This window comes from Marinobacter sp. SS5-14b, assembly GCF_030541005.1.
Classification (GTDB): Bacteria; Pseudomonadota; Gammaproteobacteria; order Pseudomonadales; family Oleiphilaceae; genus Marinobacter.
Genome location: NZ_JASSVM010000005.1, coordinates 118149 through 141747 on the forward strand (window position 1 = coordinate 118149; position 23599 = coordinate 141747).

The 23599-nt window shown below is 56.4% G+C and carries 22 protein-coding genes; 8 read left to right on the forward strand and 14 right to left on the reverse strand.

The features are described 5' to 3' along the window. Positions 1-5: 5 nt before the first annotated feature. The 8 genes from QPL95_RS12705 to ffh all read right to left on the reverse strand — a co-directional run bounded on the left by QPL95_RS12705 (position 6) and on the right by ffh (position 6824). The gene (locus tag QPL95_RS12705) at positions 6-1307 is read right to left on the reverse strand and encodes a homoserine dehydrogenase (protein WP_303291358.1); all 1302 of its coding nucleotides are present in this window, start codon (positions 1305-1307) and stop codon (positions 6-8) included. Between the two features lie 143 nt (positions 1308-1450). Further along, positions 1451-2185, reverse strand: a complete 735-nt coding sequence (locus QPL95_RS12710; RefSeq protein ID WP_303291359.1) for a DsbC family protein — start codon at positions 2183-2185, stop codon at positions 1451-1453. 135 nt (positions 2186-2320) lie between these two features. Then, entirely contained in the window at positions 2321-3226 is a 906-nt protein-coding gene (xerD, locus tag QPL95_RS12715) for a site-specific tyrosine recombinase XerD (protein ID WP_303291360.1), read from the reverse strand. Between the two features lie 98 nt (positions 3227-3324). Beyond that, positions 3325-3681, reverse strand: coding sequence for a 50S ribosomal protein L19 (rplS, locus tag QPL95_RS12720; RefSeq protein ID WP_303291361.1), 357 nt, complete (start codon positions 3679-3681; stop codon positions 3325-3327). Positions 3682-3706: 25 nt separating this feature from the next. Next, a complete protein-coding gene (gene trmD / locus QPL95_RS12725) occupies positions 3707-4465 on the reverse strand; it encodes a tRNA (guanosine(37)-N1)-methyltransferase TrmD (RefSeq protein ID WP_303291362.1) in 759 nt (252 codons plus the stop codon). Between the two features lie 3 nt (positions 4466-4468). Beyond that, a complete protein-coding gene (gene rimM / locus QPL95_RS12730) occupies positions 4469-4999 on the reverse strand; it encodes a ribosome maturation factor RimM (protein ID WP_303291363.1) in 531 nt (176 codons plus the stop codon). Between the two features lie 29 nt (positions 5000-5028). Continuing rightward, the gene (gene rpsP / locus QPL95_RS12735) at positions 5029-5268 is read right to left on the reverse strand and encodes a 30S ribosomal protein S16 (RefSeq protein WP_303291364.1); all 240 of its coding nucleotides are present in this window, start codon (positions 5266-5268) and stop codon (positions 5029-5031) included. Between the two features lie 164 nt (positions 5269-5432). Beyond that, positions 5433-6824, reverse strand: a complete 1392-nt coding sequence (gene ffh, locus QPL95_RS12740; protein ID WP_303291365.1) for a signal recognition particle protein — start codon at positions 6822-6824, stop codon at positions 5433-5435. A gap of 160 nt (positions 6825-6984) precedes the next feature. Here ffh and ccsA point away from each other — a divergent pair, with 160 nt between their 5' ends. From ccsA to QPL95_RS12760, 4 genes are all read left to right on the forward strand, one after another. Next, on the forward strand, positions 6985-7791 hold the full coding sequence (gene ccsA, locus QPL95_RS12745; RefSeq protein ID WP_303291366.1) for an inner membrane protein YpjD: 807 nt from the start codon (positions 6985-6987) through the stop codon (positions 7789-7791). Between the two features lie 80 nt (positions 7792-7871). Continuing rightward, positions 7872-9170 (forward strand): HlyC/CorC family transporter, encoded by a 1299-nt coding sequence (locus QPL95_RS12750; RefSeq protein WP_303291367.1) that lies wholly within the window; start codon positions 7872-7874, stop codon positions 9168-9170. 160 nt (positions 9171-9330) lie between these two features. After that, positions 9331-11547, forward strand: a complete 2217-nt coding sequence (locus QPL95_RS12755; RefSeq protein ID WP_303291368.1) for a DUF1631 domain-containing protein — start codon at positions 9331-9333, stop codon at positions 11545-11547. A gap of 5 nt (positions 11548-11552) precedes the next feature. Next, entirely contained in the window at positions 11553-12323 is a 771-nt protein-coding gene (locus QPL95_RS12760) for a TonB family protein (protein WP_303291369.1), read from the forward strand. 8 nt (positions 12324-12331) lie between these two features. On the opposite strand, the gene grxD is transcribed toward QPL95_RS12760, so the two are convergent. Further along, complete coding sequence (gene grxD, locus QPL95_RS12765) at positions 12332-12658, reverse strand: Grx4 family monothiol glutaredoxin (protein ID WP_303291370.1); 327 nt, start codon at positions 12656-12658, stop codon at positions 12332-12334. Between the two features lie 223 nt (positions 12659-12881). On the opposite strand from grxD, the gene argF reads away from it, so the two are divergent. Further along, positions 12882-13796: an ornithine carbamoyltransferase gene (gene argF, locus QPL95_RS12770; protein ID WP_303291371.1), complete on the forward strand. Its 915-nt coding sequence runs from the start codon at positions 12882-12884 to the stop codon at positions 13794-13796. Positions 13797-13799: 3 nt separating this feature from the next. Continuing rightward, entirely contained in the window at positions 13800-14873 is a 1074-nt protein-coding gene (locus tag QPL95_RS12775; protein ID WP_303291372.1) for an ABC transporter ATP-binding protein, read from the forward strand. Between the two features lie 13 nt (positions 14874-14886). On the opposite strand, the gene glpK is transcribed toward QPL95_RS12775, so the two are convergent. The 3 genes from glpK to QPL95_RS12790 all read right to left on the reverse strand — a co-directional run bounded on the left by glpK (position 14887) and on the right by QPL95_RS12790 (position 18991). Beyond that, positions 14887-16368 carry a glycerol kinase GlpK gene (gene glpK / locus QPL95_RS12780; protein WP_303291373.1) on the reverse strand — a complete coding sequence of 494 codons (1482 nt, stop codon included), beginning with the start codon at positions 16366-16368 and terminating at the stop codon, positions 14887-14889. 259 nt (positions 16369-16627) lie between these two features. After that, entirely contained in the window at positions 16628-18199 is a 1572-nt protein-coding gene (locus QPL95_RS12785; protein WP_303291374.1) for an ATP-binding protein, read from the reverse strand. 57 nt (positions 18200-18256) lie between these two features. Further along, entirely contained in the window at positions 18257-18991 is a 735-nt protein-coding gene (locus tag QPL95_RS12790; RefSeq protein ID WP_303291375.1) for a response regulator, read from the reverse strand. Positions 18992-19234: 243 nt separating this feature from the next. Here QPL95_RS12790 and QPL95_RS12795 point away from each other — a divergent pair, with 243 nt between their 5' ends. Continuing rightward, positions 19235-19996: a GNAT family N-acetyltransferase gene (locus tag QPL95_RS12795; RefSeq protein WP_303291376.1), complete on the forward strand. Its 762-nt coding sequence runs from the start codon at positions 19235-19237 to the stop codon at positions 19994-19996. A 14-nt stretch (positions 19997-20010) separates the two neighbouring features. Beyond that, the gene (locus QPL95_RS12800; RefSeq protein ID WP_303291377.1) at positions 20011-20829 is read left to right on the forward strand and encodes a 1-acyl-sn-glycerol-3-phosphate acyltransferase; all 819 of its coding nucleotides are present in this window, start codon (positions 20011-20013) and stop codon (positions 20827-20829) included. Here QPL95_RS12800 and QPL95_RS12805 read toward each other — a convergent pair. Beyond that, positions 20789-21265 carry a peptidylprolyl isomerase gene (locus QPL95_RS12805; RefSeq protein ID WP_303291378.1) on the reverse strand — a complete coding sequence of 159 codons (477 nt, stop codon included), beginning with the start codon at positions 21263-21265 and terminating at the stop codon, positions 20789-20791. The genes QPL95_RS12800 and QPL95_RS12805 overlap by 41 nt on opposite strands. Further along, entirely contained in the window at positions 21265-23478 is a 2214-nt protein-coding gene (locus tag QPL95_RS12810) for an acetyl-CoA hydrolase/transferase C-terminal domain-containing protein (RefSeq protein ID WP_303291379.1), read from the reverse strand. The genes QPL95_RS12805 and QPL95_RS12810 overlap by 1 nt, the downstream gene beginning before the upstream one ends. Between the last annotated feature and the right edge of the window lie 121 nt (positions 23479-23599).

Consider the following 23599-nt stretch of genomic DNA (forward strand, 5'->3'; position numbering starts at 1 on the left):
ACCTGTCAGTTAAAGTTTTCTGCGCGGATGCGGACAACCTTGCCGTCGACATCGGCCAGGGATTCCATTTCCTCGATGGCCAGGTTCATCTGGCGCTCCTGTACCGTGTGGGTCAGGATGATGACCGGAATGCGGCCATCCATGAATTCGGATTCTTTCTGCATGATCGATTCGATGTTGATGCCATGCTCACTCAGGATCGAAGCAACCTTGGCCAGCACGCCCGGATGATCGAAAGCCTGAATCCTCAGGTAGTAAGCAGACTGGACGTCTTCCATGGGCAGTACATTCAGGTTTTCCATAGCCTCGGGGCTGAAGCCCAGATAAGGAACCCGCTGCTTGCTGCCACTGGATACCGCTCGCGCCACATCCACAACATCTGCAATCACAGCGGAGGCCGTCGCTTCGGCACCCGCTCCCGGGCCGTAGTACATGGTCTGGCCAACAGCGTCGCCATCGACCATGACGGCATTCAATACGCCATCAACCTGGGCAATCAGGTGGCTCTTCGGAACCAGCGTCGGGTGAACACGAAGCTCAATCCCGTCATCACGGCGTCGGGCAATACCCAGATGTTTGATCCGGTAACCCAGCAACTCTGCGTGAGCGATATCGCTGGGCGTCAGGGCGGAGATCCCTTCGGTGTAGGCCTTTTCAAATTGCAGAGGCACGCCAATGCCAGATGACGCCAGAATGGTCAGCTTGTGGGCAGCATCAATACCTTCAACATCAAAGGTGGGGTCGGCCTCGGCGTAACCCAGCGCCTGGGCTTCCTTCAATACGTCATCAAACTGCCGGCCAGCACGCATTTCGGTAAGAATGAAGTTGCCAGTGCCGTTGATGATGCCAGCGATGGTGTCGATACGATTAGCCGCCAGACCCTCACGTACGGCCTTGATCACCGGAATGCCACCGGCTACACCAGCCTCATAGGCAACCACAACGCCGGCTTTCTCCGCAGCCTCAAAAATCTCGTTACCGTGCACCGCAATCAGGGCTTTGTTGGCCGTCACAACGTGCTTACCGTTAGAAATCGCCGCCAGCACCAACTCTTTGGCGGCTTCGTACCCACCAATCAGCTCAACAACGATATCTATGGCAGGATCATTCACCACGTCAAAAATGTCGGTACTGAACGGAACATCCCCCAGATCAAGGTCGTCCCGGCTATTTCGGCTGGCTACCCGGGCAATCCGGATGTTGCAGCCAACACGGCCTGCAATAATCGCCGCGTTGCGAGTCAGTACATTGAACGTACCGCCGCCGACGGTTCCCAGTCCGCAAATTCCGACATTAACGTCTTTCAAACTCTCACCTCTGATCCCGATGGGGGTGCTGATGGATTGCAATAGGGGGCATAGTATACCGATTCGGGGCTCCCTGAATAAGCCCTGAATCGGTCACAGTTCAAACGGTAGAAACCGGAGCCGGGAACCAGCGCCGGGGATGATCAAAGCAGACCCAGGCCTTCCGCCAGGTTGCGGGCAGGTACATAGCCACGAACCATGTTGCCATCTTCCAGCACAATAGCCGGCGTACCCGTTACGCCAACTTGCCCGCCAAGCCGATACTGCGCTTCAACAGGATTTTCGCAAGACTTCTGATCGACCGACCTACCTGCCTTGGCAGCGTCCATGGCGCCCTGCTGATTATCAGAGCACCACACCGACTCATACTTCCGGAAAGACGGAGTACCCGGACCAGAGCGGGGGAAGGCATAGTAATTCACCGTAATGCCGTAACTGTTGAGCTCAGGAACTTCGTCATGCAATTTCCTGCAGTAGGGGCAATCGATGTCGGTAAACACATCAATCACTGCTTTTTGTTCGCCTTTGGCAGGATAGGAAATAAGCCCCTCATCGCCGAAGTCCGCCATTTTTTGTTTCCGTACACCGGCACGCGCCTCTTCTGTCACATTGGCAATGCCGTTTCCGGTAATTTTCAGCAGGTCACCGGTCAGCAAGTACACGCCGTCTTCAGTAGTGTACAAGGTTTCACCACTGCTGCTTTGCACCTCATAAAGGCCCGCCGCTTCAGACTCACGTACTGAAACCACCTTCAAGCCCGGAACTGCATCCCCCAAACGTTTGGCAATGTTGTCTTCGGTCTCTCCGGCACTCACAACTGACGGGTTGGCGAGCATTACCATCAGGCCAGCTACTGCGGCCAAAATTTTCAGTTTCATGAGCTTACACTTACCTTTTTTCGTTAATAGATCGTTGCGTCAGTACCCACTTGGCCAGAAAACCAAAACCAACCTTCGGCGCACAAGGGTGCGACAGGGGCAGAAAGCAAAAGTTCACCTAGCCACCATAACAGATCACCCTCTGGGATGGTGCGCCTGGTGAAGCTCCTGCAGCCGCTGCCGGGCCACATGGGTATAGATCTGGGTGGTTGAGAGGTCTGAGTGACCAAGAAGCATCTGCACGACGCGCAGGTCTGCACCATGGTTCAGCAAATGGGTCGCGAAGGCGTGTCGCAAGGTGTGCGGCGAAAGGTGCTTCCGGATACCCGATCGTGCGGCATAGAGCTTTATCCGATGCCAGAAGGTCTGGCGGGTCATGGCACTGGCGCGGTTGCCCGGGAAAAGCGCATCACTGGCTTTGCCCTTCAGCAACTCCCCCCTGGCATCTTTCATATATCGAAGCAGCCAGTCCACCGCCTCCTCCCCCAGCGGCACCAAACGCTCTTTGTCGCCTTTGCCGCTGATTCTCACAACGCCCTGCCGTAAATTGACCTGATCAACCCCAAGGCTCGTGAGCTCGGTAACCCGCAAGCCACAACCGTAGAGAATCTCCAGCATAGCCCGGTCCCGCAGCTCCAGCGGCACCTCCGGATCCGGCTCGGCCAAAAGCTGCTCTACATCCTGCTCGGTCAGCGTATCCGGCAGGCGCCTGGGCAACCGCGGCCCGTCAATCTTCAGGGTCGGATCCTCGGCAATGGATCCCTCCCGCAACAAAAAGCGATAAAAGCGCCGCACCCCGGAAAGTCGCCTGGCTGCCGTACTGGCTTTTAGACCCTCCGCAAGCCCCCCGGACATCCAGGCCAGAAGATCCGTTCGGCGAGCCAACCTCAGTGTGGGCGAAGCCGGCTGCTGCTCCAGCCACCCGGACAAACGGGACAGGTCACTGGCATAGGCCATACGGGTTTTCTCGCCAAGACCATCTTCAAGCCAGATGGCGTCAGCAAAGCGGGCAATCAGCTGCTCATCCTCGGATCTGAGCAAGGGCCACCTTCTTCGATTACGGATTTGCCAATATTAAACCACAAAAAAAGCAGCCCCTTGAGGCTGCTTTTTTTGGCACTGCTCCGAACGAATCGGAATCAGCCGAGCTTTTCCTTGATACGAGCTGCCTTACCAGACAGGTCGCGCAGGTAGTAAAGCTTGGCCTGACGCACATCACCACGACGCTTCACGCTCACGCTGTCGATCAGCTTGGAGAAGGACTGGAAGGTACGCTCAACGCCCACGCCGTAAGAAATCTTACGCACGGTGAAAGAAGAGTTCATGCCACGGTTGCGTTTGCCGATAACAACGCCTTCGAACGCCTGCAGACGCTCACGGTTACCTTCAGTTACGCGAACCTGAACAACCACGGTATCACCTGGCGCGAACGCAGGAATTTCCTTGGTCATCTGTTCTGTTTCAATCTGATTGATGATGTTGTTCTTGCCGCTCATCGTAATGCTCCTGATACCCAATCTTTCAATGCCCTGATGATTCAGAGGCACCCGGTTCGTTCAAAATTTCTTCCAGAAGCTGACGCTCTTCTTCCGTAAGCACCCGCATTTCCAGCAGGTCGGGGCGTCGCTCCCGGGTTCGCCTCAACGATTCTTTCAATCGCCAACGCCGGATCTGTTCATGGTGACCGCCCAAAAGAACTTCCGGCACCGCCTGACCTTCGTAGACCTCGGGCCGGGTGTAGTGCGGACAATCCAGCAAACCATCAGCAAAGGAATCCTGCTCTGCCGACTGCGCATGACCCAGCGCTCCGGGGATGAGGCGTGTCACCGCATCAATCACAGCCATCGCCGCCAGTTCGCCACCTGAGAGCACAAAATCACCCAGAGACACTTCCCGGTCGACTTCCGCCGATATCAGGCGTTCATCAACGCCCTCATAACGACCGGCAACGAGAATCAGCTGTTGCTCGGCGGCCAGAGATTCCACCACCGACTGATCCAGCCTTTCACCCTGAGGAGAAAGATAGACCACACAGGCCTTGCCGGGTGCCGATGCCCGAGCCTGGTGAATAGCATCCCTGAGAGGCTGAATTTTCATCAGCATTCCCGGGCCACCACCATAGGGCCGGTCATCAACAGTACGATGACGGTCATGCGTAAAGTCCCGGGGGTTCCAGCTCGTGAACGTCAACAAACCTTCACGAACGGCTCTACCGGTAATTCCGTAATCCGTCACCGCAGAAAACATGTCCGGAAACAGACTGACTGCGCCAATCCACACTCGTCAGTACTCCGGATCCCAGTCGACCACCATGCGCGTAGCGTTCAGATCCACACTCATCACTACCTGATCAGGCAGATAAGGGATAAGACGCTCGCGCTGGTCTATGGAACCCGGCGTTGCGTGCACCACCAATACATCGTTGGCACCCGTTTCCAGCAGATGATGCACCTTACCCAGGTACTCATCCTCAATCGTAAACACATCAAGTCCTTCCAGCTGGTACCAGTAGTACTCCCCTGCGGGCAGCTCTGGCAACTTTTCTGTCGGGACCCGGATTTCTGCACCGCTGTATGTGCGAGCCAGTTCACGATCATCAAGTCCTTTAAGCCTGACGACGATCCCCTGCCCCTGGCGGCGACCCTCTTCAAGCTTTACCGGGATACGCTTACCGTCCAGGACCAGTGTCCAGTCACGATAATTGAGTATCCCTTCTCTGGGGTCTGTATCAGAGAAGACTTTAAGCCAACCCTTGACCCCAAACACCGAGGTGACCCGGCCGATCACAGTTTCCTGCGAAGAATTCTGTGTCATGCCCGTCAAACCCCGGTATTAAAGTGCAATTACTCAGCAGTCTTGAGCAGCTGGGCAACGCGATCGCTGGTCTGAGCACCTTGGCCCACCCAGAATTCAACGCGCTCACGGTTTACACGCAGACGCTCTTCCTGGCCACGGGCAACCGGGTTAAAGAAACCAACACGCTCAATGAAACGGCCGTCACGGGAGTTACGGCTGTCAGTGACTGTCAGATGGTAGAACGGGCGCTTCTTAGAGCCGCCACGAGCCAAACGGATTGTTACCATTTCGACCAATATCCTGTTCTGTTGTACGAACTTTGTACGATTCCCGCCAGACTGAGAACAGCCGACGAGAAGACCCATACTCGAAAGGGGCGCTATTCTATGCGAAAAAAGCGCCAATGAAAACAGGGAAACGCTCGGTTTCCCTATTTTATATGTAAGGCTTTTTACATACGGCCGAACGGGGGCATTCCGCCACCACTACCGCCGCCGGGCGGCATCATACCACCAAGACCGCGCATCATGTTGGCCATTCCGCCTTTCTTGCCAAATTTTTTCATCATTTTCGACATCTGCTTGTGCTGTTTGAGCAGACGATTCACATCCTGGATCTGGGTACCGGAGCCAGCTGCAATACGGCGTTTACGGGAATTATTGATCACATCCGGATAGCGGCGCTCTTTCGGTGTCATGGAGCAAATGATGGCTTCCATCTGGCCCACCGACTTGTCATTCACCTGAGCCTGCGCCACCTGCGCCATTTGGCCCATACCCGGCAGTTTGTCGAGCAGGCCACCGATTCCACCCATGCTCTTCATTTGCTGGAGCTGATCCCGAAAGTCTTCCAGGTCAAAGCCCTTGCCCTTCTTGATCTTTTTGGTGAGCTTCTCCGCCTTCTGGCGGTCCAGCTTGCGCTCCGCCTCTTCGATCAGGGAAAGCACATCACCCATTCCCAGAATACGGGAGGCGACCCGATCAGGGTGGAACGGTTCCAGAGCATCGGTCTTTTCACCAATACCCAGGAACTTGATGGGCTTGCCGGTAATATGGCGAACCGAGAGCGCAGCACCACCACGAGCATCACCATCGGTCTTGGTCAGCACCACACCGGTCAGCGGCAGCGCGTCATTGAACGCCTTGGCGGTATTCGCCGCATCCTGACCGGTCATGGAATCAACCACGAACAGAGTTTCAACCGGATTCACCGCTTTATGCAGCCGGCCGATCTCGCCCATCATCTGTTCATCTACATGCAGACGGCCAGCGGTATCCAGGATCACCACATCCATATGCTTGCGGCGCGCCGCTTCAATGGCACCGTTAGCAATATCGACAGGGTCCTGATCCGCGCTGCTGGGGAAAAACTCCACGCCCACTTCAGTCGCCAGCGTCTCAAGCTGTTTGATCGCAGCCGGGCGGTAGATATCCGCACTCACCACCATCACCGACTTCTTGTGTCGTTCTTTCAGGAAGCGGGACAGCTTGGCCACAGTGGTGGTTTTACCCGCACCCTGCAGACCGGCCATCATAATCACGGCCGGCGGCCGGGTGGACAGGTTCAGGGTCTCGTTACCCTCACCCATCACCCGCTCAAGCTCCTGCTGAACAACTTTTACGAATACCTGGCCCGGCGTCAGGCTTCGCTGAACTTCCTGACCGATAGCACGCTGCCGTACACCTTCAACAAAGTCTTTGACCACCGGCAACGCCACATCGGCTTCAAGCAGCGCCATGCGCACTTCGCGCAAGGTATCTTTGATGTTGTCGTCGGTGAGGCGCGCCTGACCAGAGATCTTGCGCAAGCTACCGGATAGCCGGTCCTGGAGATTCTCAAACATGTTGCTCTTCCGTACCCCGGAGAAATTGTTCACACAAATCAAGAAGCCACCGCAGGCCGCTTGATTCCTGTTGCATAATCGCGACATTATACCCAGACTTGGGAGCCTCAGAACAACTCCGAGCCCGCTTTAACCATCAGGCCACTATATAAAGGACGTCATGGGAACGCTGATCCTCGCGGTTACCGCACTTTTCCTGTACAGCGTTGGAACTGCCCTGCAGGCACTGCATTTCAGGGGTAAGGTCGAAACCAGCCTGGCCATTACTACCCTGATCGGCGTGCTTGCACTCACCGGCCACGGCCTGCTGATCGCACAAACCGTTCACCTCGACGGCGGCTTTGACCTCAGCTTTTTCAAAAGCTCGGTACTCATTTCCTGGCTGATTGTCTTCCTGTTGCTGGGCCTCAACCTCACCAAACCGGTAGGCGGCCTGTTCCTGGGTGCCTACCCCATTGCAGCCGCAACCATTGTGATGGCACTGATTACCCACTCGGAATCCCGACTGGTATCAGAGCAAAGCTATGGAATGCTTTCCCACATTGCACTGTCCGTCACCGCCTACAGCCTGTTTACGCTGGCCGCCATTCAAGCGGTACTGCTGTACCTGCAGAACCGGCAGCTTAAGAACAACTACAACAGCCTGCTGGTTCGCAACCTGCCGCCACTGCAAACCATGGAGTCCCTGTTGTTTGAAATGGTCTGGGCCGGCGTAGTGTTACTGGTACTGGCCATTGTGACCGGCGCAGTGTTTATTGAAGACCTGTTCGCCCAGGATCTTGCCCACAAAACCCTCTTTTCCCTGCTTTCGCTCCTGGTGTTCGCTGGCTTGCTGATTGGCAGGTACACCAAGGGCTGGCGCGGCCTGACCGCCAGCCGCTGGACGCTCGCGGGATGCGCCCTGTTAATGATCGCCTTTTACGGCAGCAAATTCGTGCTGGAGTTTCTATTTCACAAAGGCCTCTGACTTAGCGGTCAAGGCCTCTTGACACCCCACACGGTCACACCCTATTTTCGCACCTTGTCATCTACAGAAGGGCTCATCTTTTGAACGAGACATCGCTTACGGCGCTGTTCATTCTCCTTGTCGGCTTGATCATCCTTTCCGCTTTTTTCTCTAGCTCCGAAACCGGGATGATGTCTCTTAACCGGTATCGACTGAAGCATATGGCCAATACCGGCCACAAAGGTGCCCGGCGTGCCCAGGGCCTGCTCAACAGAACGGACCAGCTGATCGGCGTCATTCTGATCGGCAACAACTTCGTCAATATTTTTGCCTCTTCTATTGCCACCGTCATCGCCATACGTGTGTGGGGTGATGCCGGCATTGCCATTGCAACCATCCTGCTGACCATTGTCATCCTGATCTTTGCCGAGGTGACACCCAAGACGCTGGCCGCGCTGTTTCCGGAAAAAATCGCCTTTCCGGCCAGTCATGTACTGGGGCCACTCCTGAAGATCCTATACCCCCTGGTGTGGGCGGTTAACCTCTTTACGACCGGCATCCTCCGCTTGCTTGGCGTCTCTTCCGCCCAGGCCGGTGAAGATCACCTGAGCCGGGAAGAGCTCAGAACGGTGGTCAACGAAGCCGGGGCGCTGATTCCCGCCAGACACAAAGACATGCTGGTCAGCATTCTGGATCTGGAAAAAGTGACCGTAAATGACATCATGGTGCCACGCAATGAAGTGGCCGGTATCGACCTCGACGACGAAACCGACACCATCATCCGGCAATTAAGAAACAGTCAGCACACGCGCCTTCCCGTGTTCAAGGGAGACATCAACAACATCCAGGGCATCCTTCATCTGAGGAGCGCTGCCAAGCTGCTTCAGGAGGAGGACATCAGCAAAGCCATGGTCCTGCAGCTTTGCCAGGAGCCCTATTTCATTCCCGAAAGCACGGCCCTGAACACCCAACTGCTCAATTTCCAGAAAGGAAAGCGCCGGTTCGGCATTGTGGTGGACGAATACGGCGATGTATTGGGCCTGGCGACACTCGAAGACATACTCGAAGAGATTGTTGGCGAGTTCACCACAGACTATGCTGCGACCTCTCCGGATATCATTCCTCAGGATGACGGCACTTTTATCATCGATGGCAGCACAGCTGTCAGAACCATCAACAAAACCCTTGACTGGAACCTGTCTACGGACGGCCCAAAAACACTGAACGGCCTCATCACAGAAACCCTGGAGAATATTCCGGATACCAACGTGTGCCTGAAAGTGGAAGGCCACCGGATCGAAGTTTTACAGATTAAAGACAACGTGGTTAAAGCGGCCATCGTGCACCCAAAGCGGCGCAAAAAGCGCGGCAAGGCGCGGTCGCCGGTATCAAAAGACTGAGCCGGAAACGCCGCGACCATCACATGGAACTTTGACCGATATCGCAGCTTTACGTTTGTTCATGTTAATTGCGCAAAAAATGCGCTAAATTTAACGAAAACAGATAAAGCACCAAAAGGCTCGGTCATGTATCCGGTTGAGGCGTAAACAGGAGTTGGCCATGAACAAGCAGTCCGGCATACATTACCTCCGCGAGCACAGAGAGGCGGCCAGCAATCGCCCCGTGCCCGCAGAGGTTGCCCGTATTCGTGATACCGTCGTCGCGGGGCTGGGAGATTTGCTGCAAGGCGCATTTGATGCCGTCGACGATTCCCTTTTCGAATTGGCCAATAACGCCAGAAGCAACAACGAGCAGAACCGATATTTTGAAGCCATGCGAGAGATTCGCATCAAGCGCAAGGGTGTGGAGCGTCACTTTCAGAACGCCGTATCCCAGTTTTTTGCCAACCCGCCTCATGCCGGACAACTTCACAGCGAAGAACCACAACAGCAAGCAAGCGCTGACAGCCTGACCTTGCTGGGCAACGATGACCTGGAAGAGCAGGTCGCCCTGAACGCCATGACAAGCAAGGCCAAAGCCCACTTTCAAGGCTCATTGCTTCAGCTGCAGACTCGATTTACCAAGGTCTACCCGGGCACCACCGAAGACAACCCGGTCAACCCGATGGCACCTGAACACCTGTGCAGCGCCTTTACAGAGGCCATCCAGGCTCTCGACATCCAGATTCGCGAACGACTGATTCTACTGAAGCAGTTCGACAGGTACGTGGTTTCAAACCTCGGTATGCTGCTGGATGAAGCCAATCGGATACTGATTCAGGCCGGCGTCATCCCGAACTTCCGCTATCAGGGCAAGAGCAATCCATCCCAAGGTGCCGAAGATGTAAAAACGGCCAGAAGTGTCTCGCCGGAAGGGGAACTCCAGGGCTCAGCAGGCGGTGATGCATTAGCCGAGGACAGCGCCCTGTTTGAACAAATACGCCAGATGTTAGCGGTGCAGCGAAATAGCGCAGGCGTTGCTCCACGAAGCTCCGACCCCTCCCTTCGCGTGATCGGCGGTCGCGAGCTGGCAGACATGCTCAACTCCATCCCCGGCCAGAACAGCTGGCAGAATGTTGATGACCTGAGTACTGGCGAACCGGTGACCATTGATCTTCGCCAGGTGGTTCAGCAACTGCTGTCACAAACAGAAACACAGGATGGCCGCCAGCCGGCGCTGAACGAGGTTGACGAAGACCTCATCAACCTCGTGTCCATGCTGTTCGAGTTCATCCTCGATGATTACAACCTGTCAGCCCCGGTTCAGGTGCTGATCAGCCGCCTCCAGATCCCCATCCTCAAGGTGGTCATCAAGGACAAGAACTTCTTCAGCAAGTCAAACCACCCTGCACGCAAGCTACTGAACTCACTGGCACGGGCCGGCATCGGCTGGAGCAACAGCGACGAAAAAACCCGAGACAAGCTCTACGGGCAGATTCACAACGTCGTACAGCGTATTCTCAACGAATTTGACGGTGATATCGGTTTGTTTGAAACATTAAACCAAGAGTTTGAACAATTTCTCGAGCGGGAGAACCGGAAATCTACGTTGGTTGAGCAAAGAACCCGCGAATCTGAAAGGGGCCGGATCAAATCCCAGAAAGCCCAGGAAGCGGTCGACCGCCTGCTCCGGGAAAAAGTAGCCCGATACAGGTTGCCGGATCCGGTTCATGACATCCTGATCAATGGCTGGAGCCGGGTCATGTTCCTGGCCTACCTCAGGGACGACTCAGAGCACCGCTGGCACGAGACTGCCAAAGTGGTAGACGACCTGATCTGGTGCCTTCACCCCCACGAAGAGGATGAGGAACGCGATCAGTGGGTACGAGTCGTACCGGGAATGCTGAAAACACTGCGGGCAGGGCTGGAAGAAGTCTCCTACAACGCCACCAGGCTGGACCACATGATGGGGCAGCTGAAGCACGAACTGGCCGAGGCTTTCCGCACCAACGCCGCCATCGAAGCCCGAAAGGACTCCGAACTGGACAAAGAAGAAGAGCCGCCCACACTGCACAAGACAGCTGTTGAACGGCAACAGGAACTGGAAGACGCCGCCATTGCGGAATTCGTTACCAAAATTGATCGTCTCGAAATCGGCAACTGGGTGGAATTCAGGCTGGTGAACGGAGCAAGCTTCCGGTGCAAGCTGTCTGCCGTCATCGATGAGGCCGACTGCTTTGTCTTTGTGAATCGCATGGGCCTGAAAGTGATTGAAAAAACCCGGGTAGAGCTGGCACATGAAATGCGCAGGGGCCGCCTCACCATGCTGGAGCAGGGAGCCCTGATTGACCGGGCACTGAATGCCGTTGTGGGCAGCCTGCGCACCAAGACAGCCTGAAACCTGTGGCGGAGCGTGGCGGCCATCATGCCCCGTCAATCCCGGTGCCGTACCGAATTACCCTGGCACTGTCACTGGCGTTCATGGTGCACATATTTTTGCTGGCCGGGCTTCCTTCTCCATTGCAGGAAGCCCGTGAACTGAGCCAGCGCCTCGTCTTCAAGCTGAGCAGCCCGTCGGCCCTGCCCGCAGCCGACAGCGCACCGGCGACTAAAAGCCGGCCCGAAGCGCGAAATCCGGAATTTAACGTTGAGCCCTGGCCCCCTCAGGTTGTTACCACTGCGCCTCAGGCAACGGCACGGCCCAATTCTCCAGAGCGTAACGAGCAGCCCAGGCAGCGGCCAGCCGAGGAACCTCAACAGCGACCAGAGGCTGCACCCAGCCCGGCCGCCGCGGCTTCAAGCCGGTCCACCCAGTCCGCACCGTCGCCGTCTCTCGATGAAAAGGTAGCGGAACAGATTCAGCGAATTACCGAATCTCCCGCCGAGCAGGATCCCTACCTTATTAAACTTGCCGTGCATCTGGCAGAGACACTGGAGCAGCTCCGCGTTCCCGCCATGTCAGAATTGCGGGAAACCGTGGTCATGACACTGGAGTTGAGAATCCTGGACAACGGCGCACTCACCAGAGCACGTATACAGGAATCGACAGGTATAGACAGGATTGACCAGGCAGCCTATCGAGCCGCACTGGCGGCCAGCCCCTACCCGAGGCCGGAAGGAGAGAAATCAGACCGCTTCGAAGTGAAACTGGTGTTCACTCCAAAGCGGCAATAACGACGGATTCAGGCTTCAGCCTGTTTCACAGCTTCCTTGACCGCTTTGGCAAGCTCACCGCTCTCAGACATTTCGAGGACGATGTCGCAGCCACCGACCAGCTCGCCGCCGATGTAAAGCTGTGGGTAGGTCGGCCAGCTTGAGTGAACCTTCAGGGCCTCGCGCAGCTCCTGGTTGTCCAGAATGTTCACGAATGCGAATCGCTCGCCGCATGCCATGAGTGCCTGAACCGTGCGAGCAGAGAAACCGCACTGCGGAGCCTGGGGCGTGCCCTTCATATACAGAATGACCGGGTTCTCTTCGAGCTGGCTCTTGATGGTTTCATTGATATCCATGAACACATACCTCTGGTTGAGATCTGGGGGTTGAAATCCGGGATGCCGTCTTGCGGCAGATTCTACCCATTGTACACGGCTGAAAGATTCCGCACCAAGCCATGGCTTTGACCCAGAACAACCACCGGCTCCGTGAGATTGTCTTAACGATAATGAAGGGCTAGACTTGATGCCCTTTTCAGACACAAACCTTACCGCAGTTTCCTTGAAGCAGAGGCCTTTCATGGCAGTAAGACATTTTCTGACACTGAACGACATGACCACCAGCGAGCTGGAGCTCTTGCTCGATCATGCCTCACGGCTCCGCAAGGAATGGCGTGAAGGAAAAGTCCGGGACTCCCTGAAAAACCGTGTATTGGCGATGATTTTCGAAAAGTCATCCACCCGCACCAGAGTCTCCTTTGAGGCAGGGATGACCCAACTGGGCGGTGCGGCTCTGTTTCTCTCCCCGCGGGACACTCAACTCGGGCGCGGTGAGCCGATAGAAGATTCGGCGATTGTCATTTCCAGCATGGTTGATGCAGTCATGATCCGCACCTTTGCCCATGATACCGTGGAAAAATTCGCCGCAGCTTCCAGTAAGCCGGTCATCAATGCCCTGACGGACGAATACCACCCGTGCCAGCTGATTGCTGACATGCAAACTTACCGGGAACACCGTGGCAGCATCCGTGGCGCAACGGTTGCGTGGATTGGTGACGGCAACAACATGTGTCACTCCTACATTAACGCAGCTGAAAAATTTGATTTTCACCTGAACGTTGCCTGCCCTGAAGGCTATGAGCCAGACCAGGCAATCCTGGACGCGCACCGTGACCGGGTAACCGTGGTACGGGCCCCGGAAGAAGCCGCACGGGGTGCTCAATTGCTGGTAACCGATGTGTGGGCCTCAATGGGCCAGGAAGACGAACAGAAAGCCCGGGAAAAGGCATTCAGCAGCTATCAGATCAACCCGGCTCTGATGTCACTGGCAGAAAAAGATGCCCTGTTCATGCACTGCCTGCCGGCCCACCGGGGCGAGGAAATCTCTGCCGACATGATGGAGCACTCCAGTTCGGTAGTCTGGCATGAAGCCGAAAACCGCCTGCACGCCCAAAAGGCCCTGCTCGAATTTCTCATTCTTAACCGCCTGGACTGATCCATGCCCGAATCAATGGTGCCCTCTGCCGACTGGCTGCTCGAAGTCAACAACCTGTCAGTCGGTTATGGCGGCGAATCTGTCGTCAAAGACGTAAGCTTTGCTCTCAGTCATGGCGACATTGGCTGCCTCCTGGGCCCGAGCGGCTGTGGCAAAAGTACCGTTCTCAGGGCCCTGGCCGGATTTCTGCCCATTAATCAGGGCGAGATCCAGCTGCAGTCCCAGGCCATCAGCCTGCCGGGCCGCTCGGTGCCACCAGAAAAACGTAAAATTGGCATGGTGTTTCAGGACTACGCTCTGTTTCCGCATCTGAGCATTGCCGACAACGTTGGTTTTGGGCTGAAATCGCTGAACAAGAACGAACGCCGCCAAAAAGTGGCGGAATTACTCAATCTGGTACACCTGCAGGATCTCGCGGACAACTACCCCCACGAGCTGTCCGGCGGCCAGCAACAGCGGGTTGCACTGGCACGGGCACTGGCCCCGGAACCCACACTGATCCTGCTGGATGAACCCTTCTCCAACCTGGACACCGACCTGCGTCGGCGCCTGAGCCTGGATGTCCGGGAGATACTGAAAACCCTCGGCATCAGCGCCATCCTGGTCACCCATGACCAACAGGAAGCGTTTGCCATGTGTGATCAGGTGGCGGTATTGCGTGATGGCAGCATACAGCAGTGGGATGTGCCCTATAATCTCTACCACGAGCCTGCAAACCGGTTTGTCGCCAGCTTTGTTGGCCAGGGCGGATTTATCCCGGGCAAGGTGCTAGGGCCAGACACGATCGAATCAGAGCTTGGAGTAATTCACGGCAACCGGGCCTATAACTGGAAGCCCGGAACGCTGGTGGATGTTCTGATCCGGCCTGACGACATCGTTCACGATGAAAACTCCGACCTGCAACCCAGGGTGGTAGAGAAGACCTTTGCGGGCACCTCCACGCTTTATCGCTTTCGCTGTTCAGAAGACACCGAATTCGAAGCCCTGTTCCGCAGCCACCTGGACTTCCACCTGGGAGAACAAGTGCCTGTGCGGGTAGAGGCGGACCACCTGATCGCCTTCGAGCGCGCCGGCTAAGCCGGCGCTGCCATCAGTTATTACACACCCGCTCTACGGCATCCAACCAGCCCGCATAAAGAGACTCACGCAGCGCCGGCCTCATGGCAGGCCGAAACTGACGCTCGCACTCCCACATTCCGGAAATCTGCTCGAGGCTTCCGAAAACCCCGGTTTGCAAACCCGCCAGGTAAGCCGCGCCCAGAGCCGTTGTTTCGGTAACGCTGGGCCGATCGACCGGGACATTGAGAATGTCTGACAAGAACTGCATCACCCAGTCGTTGACCACCATGCCGCCATCCACTCGTAAAGATTCCAGCAGCGCACCGTCATTGCGAATGGCGCGGACCAGATCTTTGGTCTGATAACACACGGACTGCAGGCCCGCCGTTACGATTTCAGCGATTCCGGTATCACGGGTCAGGCCAAGGATGGCACCTCTGGCGTTCGGGTCCCAATGGGGCGCACCCAGGCCGGTGAATGCCGGAACCAGATACACCGGGTTATCAACACCGACGGTTTCAGCGTGGCCCGCAGACTCACTGGCGTGAGCAATAAGTTTCAGCCCGTCGCGCAGCCACTGCATCGCCGCTCCTGCGACAAAGATGCTGCCTTCGATGGCATAGCAAGGCTTACCATTAAGCCGGTAGGCCATGGTCGTCAGCAGCCGGTTTTCCGATCTGAGCGCTTTGTCTCCGGTATTCAGCATGAGAAAACAGCCGGTGCCATAGGTACTCTTGGCCATGCCCGGTTCAAAGCACGCCTGCCCAATCAGGGCTGCGTGCTGATCACCTGCAATTCCCGCTACCGGTACGGCCGCTCCCAGCCACTCGGCATCCGCTTCACCGTAATCCGCTGCACAATCAAGAACTTCCGGCAACAGCGCCCCGGGAACCCGGAACAGTGACAGCAGTTCGTCATCCCAGCGCTGGGTATGGATATTGAACAGTGCGGTGCGGGAAGCGTTGGTGGCATCGGTGCAATGAGAGCGTCCTTTGGTCAGATTCCACAATAACCAGCTGTCCACAGTGCCAAAGGCCAGCTCACCCTGCTCCGCGCGCTGCCTGGCACCGTCTACGTTGTCCAGCAGCCAGGCAATTTTGGTGGCGGAAAAATAAGGATCAATCAACAGACCGGTGCGGTCCACCACCATGGTTTCGTAGCCGTCCTGTTTGAGTTTTGTGCACAGGGATGCTGTGCGCCGGTCCTGCCAAACAACGGCGTGATGGATAGGCTGGCCGGTCTCTCTGTCCCAGATAACGGTTGTTTCACGCTGATTGGTAATCCCGATGCCGGCAAGGTCCTGCGCAGCGAGCCCGGAATCCTTCAGGGCTCGCCGGCAAACTGCGATAGCGCTGTCCCAAATTTCCAGCGCGTCATGCTCAACCCAGCCATCTTTCGGGAAATATTGATGAAACTCTTGCTGAGCAGAAGAAACCTGAACCCCCTTGTCATCAAAAATGATAGCTCTGGAACTGGTTGTACCTTGATCGATGGCAAGCAAATAGCGGGACATTGCGCTCTCCTGTTGTTTTCAGGAGATTCTAACAGCACGGAGAAATTGTGGCGTGAACCGGCGCGGATTCAGAACAAGCAGGCGAAAAAAAAGGGCTGGAAAAACCAGCCCTCAAATGACGAATGAAACAAGGAAAGTTCGTAAGAACTACAACCTCAAAAGTCATCCCTTACGCTGCTAATTATTCACCAGCCGCCGAATTCGTTCAGTAGAGGTTCTGTAGAACTTTGTTACATCTGGTGAGGGCGCGAGAGCTGGTTCACAAAACCACCTCGGGCGGCTTTCGCCTTGGCCACACAAGACTGAACCTTGCACCACCGAGCCCCTCACTGCGGCCCACAAAGGCTTGCCCACCATGCCAGTACAGAATACGCCGAACAATGGACAACCCCAGGCCGTAACCACCGGAGGTCCGGGTCCGGCTGTCGTCCAGCCGGGCGAAAGCGGTGAAGACCTTTTCCCAGTCAGACTCCGGAATACCTGGCCCGTCATCTTCAACATCGATGCGGCAATTGTCCTCATCCAGATGGCAGCTCACCCGCACACGACCTGCCGCATATCGCGCCGCATTGCCAACCAGATTTTGCACTGCCCGGTGAATGTAGCGGGGCTCAACGTCTGCCAGAGACCACCGCTCGGACGCCTCATCAATCCGGCAGTCGATGTCTATACCCTCCCGGATAATGCGTTGCTCCGCGACCACTTGTCTAACGATGTCCGTTACTGAGTCCTCGCGCAGGCTGAACACCGGACCACCCTGCTCCAAGCGGGCGTAGGTGAGAATTTCATCAATCAGCTCATCAAGCTCCTGAATGTCTCCATCAATGCCGGACATCTGTTTTTGCAGCGCTTCCGGAGAGCTGGCCGACTCAATCATCTGAACACCGAACCGAATCCGCGCCACGGGCGTTCTCAGCTCGTGGGACACAGCATGAATCATCTCGCGCTGAACCTGCACCAAGCGCTGAATATGTTCCGCCATTCCATTAAAGGCAGACGCCAGGCGTGATACCAGGGTGCCGTCTTCTGATTCGACCCGCGCGCCCATTTCACCCCGGGCGATTCGGATCGCGACCGACTCTACCTTTCGCAAATGACCATCGACAAAACGCAAAGCAAGATAGAGAGCCAGCGCCAGCACGCTACCCACCACTACCAGCAATAATACGATGACAGGCCAGCCCCAGGGATTGAAAGGAGCAGGCATTTTCACCGTCAGCAGATCACCCTCGGACAGCCTTATCAGCCCGGAAAGCCGGTTACTGTTCACACGGAGCAGCGCCAGATTGGACTCGCTCAAGCGATCAAGTACCGCCTGTTCCGGCAGCTCCGCCAGGCTCTGCACCGGACTGATTGCCACATGCAGGGCTTTCGATAGCTGAGCTGAAACATCGGGGCGTTGCGCTAGTGCCACACCGTCAAGATGCCAACGTACAATCAGTGCCAGCGCCCTGGACAGGTCGCGGTAGGGTTGCTCCAGCCTCAACCTGAGCACATCCCCGCCTGCCGTTGCCACGTAAAACAGATACCCCTCCCCAGAGGGCTCAGCCACAACCTGGCCATACCCCAAGCGCTCTGCAGTCACGGCAGAGAGCTGAAAATCATCAGAGGATCCGGTCTTGAGACCGAACAAGGGGGGCATCCAGTGGTATTGGCGAGCAGGGTCGGGGACCGCTGCCAGCCACTCCATCAGCGGTTGGGCGGCGCGCTCGTGCCAGAACTGTTCACGAACCGTGTTGATTCCACTGTACAGCAGCACACACACCAACATCACCAAAGCGGCGATACCAGCAATGCGAACGTAGGCTTTAAGGAAAAACTTCAGGGACATGGGTGTAACCCCGGTGACCGGCGCGGCATCTGGCTGGATACCGCGCCTGGAGTAGGGTCAGGCTTCTTTGACGAAAAGATAGCCCTTGCTGCGGACCGTTTTGATACGCCTTGGATGAATCGGATCGTCACCAATTTTTGGACGAATCCGGGACACACGCACATCAATGGAACGATCCTGCCCGTCGTACTCGATGCCCCGAAGCGCCGTGAAGATTTCTTCCCGGCTGAGCACACGACCCGCGTTACTGGCCAATAACCAGAGCAAGTCAAACTCAGCACTGGTCAGGTCAATGCTGTCGTCGCTCAGCCAGGCTTCACGCATGGCGCGATCAACAATCAGATCATTGAACTGCAGCCGGGCAGGCTCTTCGCCGTTGCCGCCTTCGCTTGCAACCGGGACAGTCTCCACGCGGCGCAGCATCGCGCGAATTCTCGCCAGCAGAACCCTGGGCTGCACGGGTTTGCCAATGTAATCATCGGCGCCCATTTCCAGCCCGAGAACCTGGTCAAGGTCATCCGTTCTGGCCGTCAGCATGATGATCGGGCCGGTATAATGAGGGCGAACCCGCCGACATATCGACAACCCGTCCTCACCTGGCAGCATGAGATCCAGGACAACAAGATCCGGCTGCTCATTGCGTATCCGTTCAACTGCGGCACCACCGTGAGTTTCCAGGGACACGGTAAGACCGTTGCTCTCCAGATACTCGCGGGTAAGATCCGCCAGCCGCTCATCATCCTCTACGATCAGGATTCGCCAACTCTCGTTTGTCTGTTCCACGCCGTCCATCTCTGATTTTTTATAGTTCGGGTTTGGGGTTGTGTACCCAACAATACAGGCAACGTTCAGTTACAGCAATTATACATGCTATTCAGAAATATACATGTAACAGCACAAGCGTTACACCCTGTGACACAGATCCGGTTTTTCCAACAATCCCGTGTGCTGTAACAGACACGTCACCGGGCAGTCACCGCGCTGTCACAAGCACTTCATAGCCTTGACCTGAAACAGCAATAAAGAGGCTATGCCATGAATGCACAAACAGCCAGCCTGCAACCCCGCCGGGGGCGCAACCTGAAAACGGAGCTTACCCGCTGCCCAGAGAAGGTCAAAGCCGCCCAGCGCCTGCGCTACCAGGTGTTCTCTGAAGAATACGGCAGTGATTTGGGCGCCACCACACCCGGCATTGATGCCGACGGTTATGACGACGTGTGCGAGCACCTGACCGTCACCGACGCAGACACTGGGGAGCTGGTCGCAACCACCCGCATCCTGCATCAGGATGATCATGGCGCCGTGGGCGGCTTCTATTCCAGCGGGGAGTTCAACCTCTCGGCCCTCGATCAGCTACCCGGCACTGTCGCAGAACTCGGCCGCACCTGTGTGCACCCGGACTACCGCAATGGCGGCACCATCACGCTGTTGTGGGCGGCGGTAGCGGAATACCTCACCCACCGAAATGTCAGTTTTTTGATTGGTTGCGCCAGCATCAGCATGGCAGACGGGGGCACAAAAGCCTGGCGCATTGCCCGCCACCTGCAGCGAGACTACCTGTGCGCTCCGGAGTACCGGGTAACACCGCTTCGCCCTCTGCCCCACCTGGCCCACCCCGAACAGGACAAAGTGGAAGACATTCCGGCACTCATACGCGCTTACATGCGGCTGGGCGCCAAGGTCTGTGGTGAACCCTGCTGGGATCCCGAATTCCGATGCGCAGACGTACTGGTTTTACTGGAAGTGAGTCGCCTGGCCGGGCGTTACAGCCGGCACTTTCTTCGCCAGCCGGCATAACCGGGGGGACCGGAATGGGATGGGTACGACTGAGCTTTCGACTGGCACTTTTTTCGCTGTTTCTGGCAGGCACCTGTCTGCTGGCAGTCGGCTTGAGCATTGCAGACCGCCTTCGCGGCACGCCGATTGACCGAAATCCATGGGCAACCTTGTGTTTCCGGCGAGCCTGCCAATGCCTGGGCTGGCACATTCAAATAAGTGGCCCTCGCCCTGACGGCCATGCGCTCTATGCCGCCAACCACATCAGCTGGTCGGACATCCCCGTGTTGGGAAGCGTAACGCCACTTCGGTTTTTGTCTAAATCAGAGGTCGGGCACTGGCCCGTGATTGGCTGGCTGGCCCGGCAGGCAGGCACACTTTTCATCAAGCGCGGCGGCGGGCAGGCCCGGCGCATCAAGGCTGACATGTGTCAGCTGCTGAAAGCCGGGGAGTCGGTAATGATCTTTCCCGAGGGAACCACCAGTGACGGGGTTGCGGTACTGCCCATGCACGGCTTGATGCTGAGCTCAGCCCGCGATGCTGGCGTACCGATTCAACCCGTCACCATTGGCTACCGCCGTCAGAACAGACCGGATGCCCTGGCACCGTTTGTTGGTGATGACGGTTTCCACCATCACCTGGTGAAGCTACTGAAACAACCACCCCTGCACATTGAGGTGCTTTTCCACCCGGCGATTGACACCGATAGGACAGAATCGATGACCGAGCTGACGAACCGGCTTCACCTCACCATCAGCGAAGGCCTCCGGCGCATTCATGCCGGAGAGTTTGATCCCGACGCCCAGTGCCCGGTCAGAACAGTGGACGGCCCTGAGCTATCTCGTCTTCCGTAGCGTCACGGCGCCCAACGATTTCCAGATCAAAATACAGGGTAAAGCCAGCCAGTGGATGATTGGCATCTACCTTAACCAGATTGCCATCAATGCTCGCCACCTGGACGATCTGGGCCTCGTCTCCGGAGTTGGTCTGGAACTTCATGCCAACGGCCAGATTATCAACTCCCTCAAACAGCGACCGGGGAACCGTGCGAACCAGGTCTTCCCGATATTCTCCGTAAGCCATTTCAGGGGGCACGGTCACCTCCAGACAGTCGCCCGCCACACGGCCTTTCACGGCCATTTGAATGCCCTCGATAATATCGGGCGTGCCATACAGAAAATGCAGCGGCTCACTGCCCTCAGAGGTGTCTACCAGCTCCCCGATCCGATTCTTCAGAACGTAGTGAACGGTATAGACTTCCGGATGTGTTTGCGGCGTATCTGATTGCATCAGCTTTTCGGGTTTCCTGTGTCTTTGAGGGGTTCAAGTTGCTGCAGGCCATGAATCACCAGTTTCCGGTCAAGCTTTTCCCGGATGCCTGATGGGCGGACCAGGTTCATGCGCTCCAGCAAGCCATGGTATTGCCCATCTTCGTCATCAGCCCTCAAGGCCTGCCAAAGTGTGGCAAGTTTACCACGGGGAGTAGACGTTGCGGCCTTAAGCGACTTAAGGGCTTTCCCCAATTTAAGTTCTTCATCCGTGAAATCCCGGCCAAACGGAAACGCCGGGAACCAGTCGCCCTCCCCGGCCGCAGCCAGGCTCTTACGGATCTGTTCAGGCGTATTGTTTTTCCAGTGTGCCGGAAGGCGGAAATCCGCGCTCACCTTGCCCGCTTTCTGGGCCTGCTTGAGCAAGTCATCCTGGAAACGGGAATCCGCAATGCGGATAAGTCTGAGGAAAACCTCCTCATCCGGCTGGCCCCTGAGATCTGCAATGCCGTACTCGGTGATCACAATGTCCCGAAGATGTCTGGGAATCGTACAGTGGGCATAGTTGAAAACAATATTGGAAAGCGCTTTGCCACCCGAGCTTCGTGTTGCCCGCAAGGCAAGAATGGAGCGCCCCCCTGGCAACTCATGCGCCATGGCGACAAAGTTATACTGGCCACCAACGCCGCTCACTACCCGGCCATCGTCCAACCCGTCAGACACCGCTGCACCGTTCAACGTGTACATCATGGCGGAGTTGATAAATCGGCCGTGAATTCGCTGGGCAACCTTCATCTTCTGGTCCCCGAACCGGTGATCATACAGATGGTTAATGAAGTTGACGCTGGTCATGCAAATTTTGTCACGCTGCGCTTGAGGCAGATCCCGCAGTGCCTGATAGAAGCGTTCAGGCCCAACGTAGAACCCGCCGTGCATGGCAATACCGCCCTCCAGGCTGGCACCCAGCCCCATCGCCTGAAGTGCTTCGCGGGTTTCCGCATTGCCCAGATCCGCTTCAACAGACTTCTCTTCGCTGAGGCGCAGCCGTCCACCCTTGAATTGAACATGGCTCCCGAGAATACCGTGTTGCACCAGCCAACGGACATCCCTGGCCCGCAACGGCGAATCGATCAGCTCCTCGCTCAGCAGCACATCCAGCGTTTGTAACGACGGCTTTCCGGTGATTTTGCCATCGTTGATCAAGGTCTGCAGGCCCGCGTGTTCGAACACCTCACGCTTGAGAATGCCCTCCTGAAGCAGGTACAGAAAGCCATCCACCATCATTTCACTGCAGCCGTACAAGCCTTTCTCAAATGGTTCGGTACCACCGTACTCGCAAACCACCGGAAACTGCTCCGCTACCTGCGCGAAGTCATAAATTGATTTCCAGGCGGCATTGTTCTTGTGCCTGACAATGGCGCTGTGCACCAGTGCCGCACCCAGAGAGCCGATGCCAACCTGCAGGGTTCCACCATCCTTTAGCAGGCAACTGGCGTAAAACCCGATCATGTGATCCGCTGGGCTGACCGCCATTTGCGGCGCAGAAAACAGAGGGTAGTCCGAAGAGGGGTGCGACAAAATGATGTCAAACTGGCTGTCGTCCACGACGGCGTGATGGCCAAACCAGGGCAACTCCCGGTTCTGCTCCGCCACCATCGCCACCGGCGTGCCCTCTGCCTCGCGCTGACGCAACACTGGCAGGATATCGAGGGAAAGGTCCGGGTTGCAGCTGAAGCTCATCTGGCCGGGCTTGCCATGCACATCTCCCGGCGACATCAACTGACCAACCACATTTACCCCTTGAGCCATGAGATCCCGCACGGCATGGGTGTAGTTGGTGCACACGTAGTTACGCTGCTGACTCTGATTTCGGAGGTAGCTGCCCGCTTTGAAGAAAAACTCGGAAACCGTAACATTTGCCGGCAACTTGTTATTACTGACATCACGGGCATAGGTCAGCTCTGGAATGTTGCCATAGAGCCGGTTAGCGAAGGGTTCCATAAAACGTTTTTCAAGCGACGAACTGCCCTTGGGTGCAAGCAAAGACAGCGCGGTGACAATGTGCAGTTTGATCTCCGGATCGTCCTTGGCACGCTGGTACAGCGCATTCACAAACCGAACCGGCTTTCCCAGCCCCAACGGCAGGCCCAGCGTGATTTGCTTGCCTACCCGCTGGATAACCTTGTCTACACATGCGCTTGCATCGTCAAAATAGATTCCGTCCTGCCCTGCCATCACCGTTCCTCATTGCTTGAGAAAATCAACAGGTCAGATGATCACATGACGACAGGTGGCTGACAATGCGCCAGGTCATGTGTTTTAACAGCGGGAAACAGATCGTGTATGAAAAACCGAT

Excerpts from the sequence above, each read along its gene's own strand:
- QPL95_RS12710 (WP_303291359.1), bottom strand. The coding sequence starts at position 2,185 with ATGAAACTGAAAATTTTGGCCGCAGTAGCTGGCCTGATGGTAATGCTC.
- rplS (WP_303291361.1), bottom strand. The coding sequence starts at position 3,681 with ATGAGCGGCAAGAACAACATCATCAATCAGATTGAAACAGAACAGATG.
- rimM (WP_303291363.1), bottom strand. The coding sequence starts at position 4,999 with ATGACACAGAATTCTTCGCAGGAAACTGTGATCGGCCGGGTCACCTCG.
- rpsP (WP_303291364.1), bottom strand. The coding sequence starts at position 5,268 with ATGGTAACAATCCGTTTGGCTCGTGGCGGCTCTAAGAAGCGCCCGTTC.
- ffh (WP_303291365.1), bottom strand. The coding sequence starts at position 6,824 with ATGTTTGAGAATCTCCAGGACCGGCTATCCGGTAGCTTGCGCAAGATC.
- ccsA (WP_303291366.1), top strand. The coding sequence starts at position 6,985 with ATGGGAACGCTGATCCTCGCGGTTACCGCACTTTTCCTGTACAGCGTT.
- QPL95_RS12755 (WP_303291368.1), top strand. The coding sequence starts at position 9,331 with ATGAACAAGCAGTCCGGCATACATTACCTCCGCGAGCACAGAGAGGCG.
- grxD (WP_303291370.1), bottom strand. The coding sequence starts at position 12,658 with ATGGATATCAATGAAACCATCAAGAGCCAGCTCGAAGAGAACCCGGTC.
- argF (WP_303291371.1), top strand. The coding sequence starts at position 12,882 with ATGGCAGTAAGACATTTTCTGACACTGAACGACATGACCACCAGCGAG.
- QPL95_RS12775 (WP_303291372.1), top strand. The coding sequence starts at position 13,800 with ATGCCCGAATCAATGGTGCCCTCTGCCGACTGGCTGCTCGAAGTCAAC.
- glpK (WP_303291373.1), bottom strand. The coding sequence starts at position 16,368 with ATGTCCCGCTATTTGCTTGCCATCGATCAAGGTACAACCAGTTCCAGA.
- QPL95_RS12785 (WP_303291374.1), bottom strand. The coding sequence starts at position 18,199 with ATGTCCCTGAAGTTTTTCCTTAAAGCCTACGTTCGCATTGCTGGTATC.
- QPL95_RS12790 (WP_303291375.1), bottom strand. The coding sequence starts at position 18,991 with ATGGACGGCGTGGAACAGACAAACGAGAGTTGGCGAATCCTGATCGTA.
- QPL95_RS12795 (WP_303291376.1), top strand. The coding sequence starts at position 19,235 with ATGAATGCACAAACAGCCAGCCTGCAACCCCGCCGGGGGCGCAACCTG.
- QPL95_RS12800 (WP_303291377.1), top strand. The coding sequence starts at position 20,011 with ATGGGATGGGTACGACTGAGCTTTCGACTGGCACTTTTTTCGCTGTTT.
- QPL95_RS12805 (WP_303291378.1), bottom strand. The coding sequence starts at position 21,265 with ATGCAATCAGATACGCCGCAAACACATCCGGAAGTCTATACCGTTCAC.
- QPL95_RS12810 (WP_303291379.1), bottom strand. The coding sequence starts at position 23,478 with ATGGCAGGGCAGGACGGAATCTATTTTGACGATGCAAGCGCATGTGTA.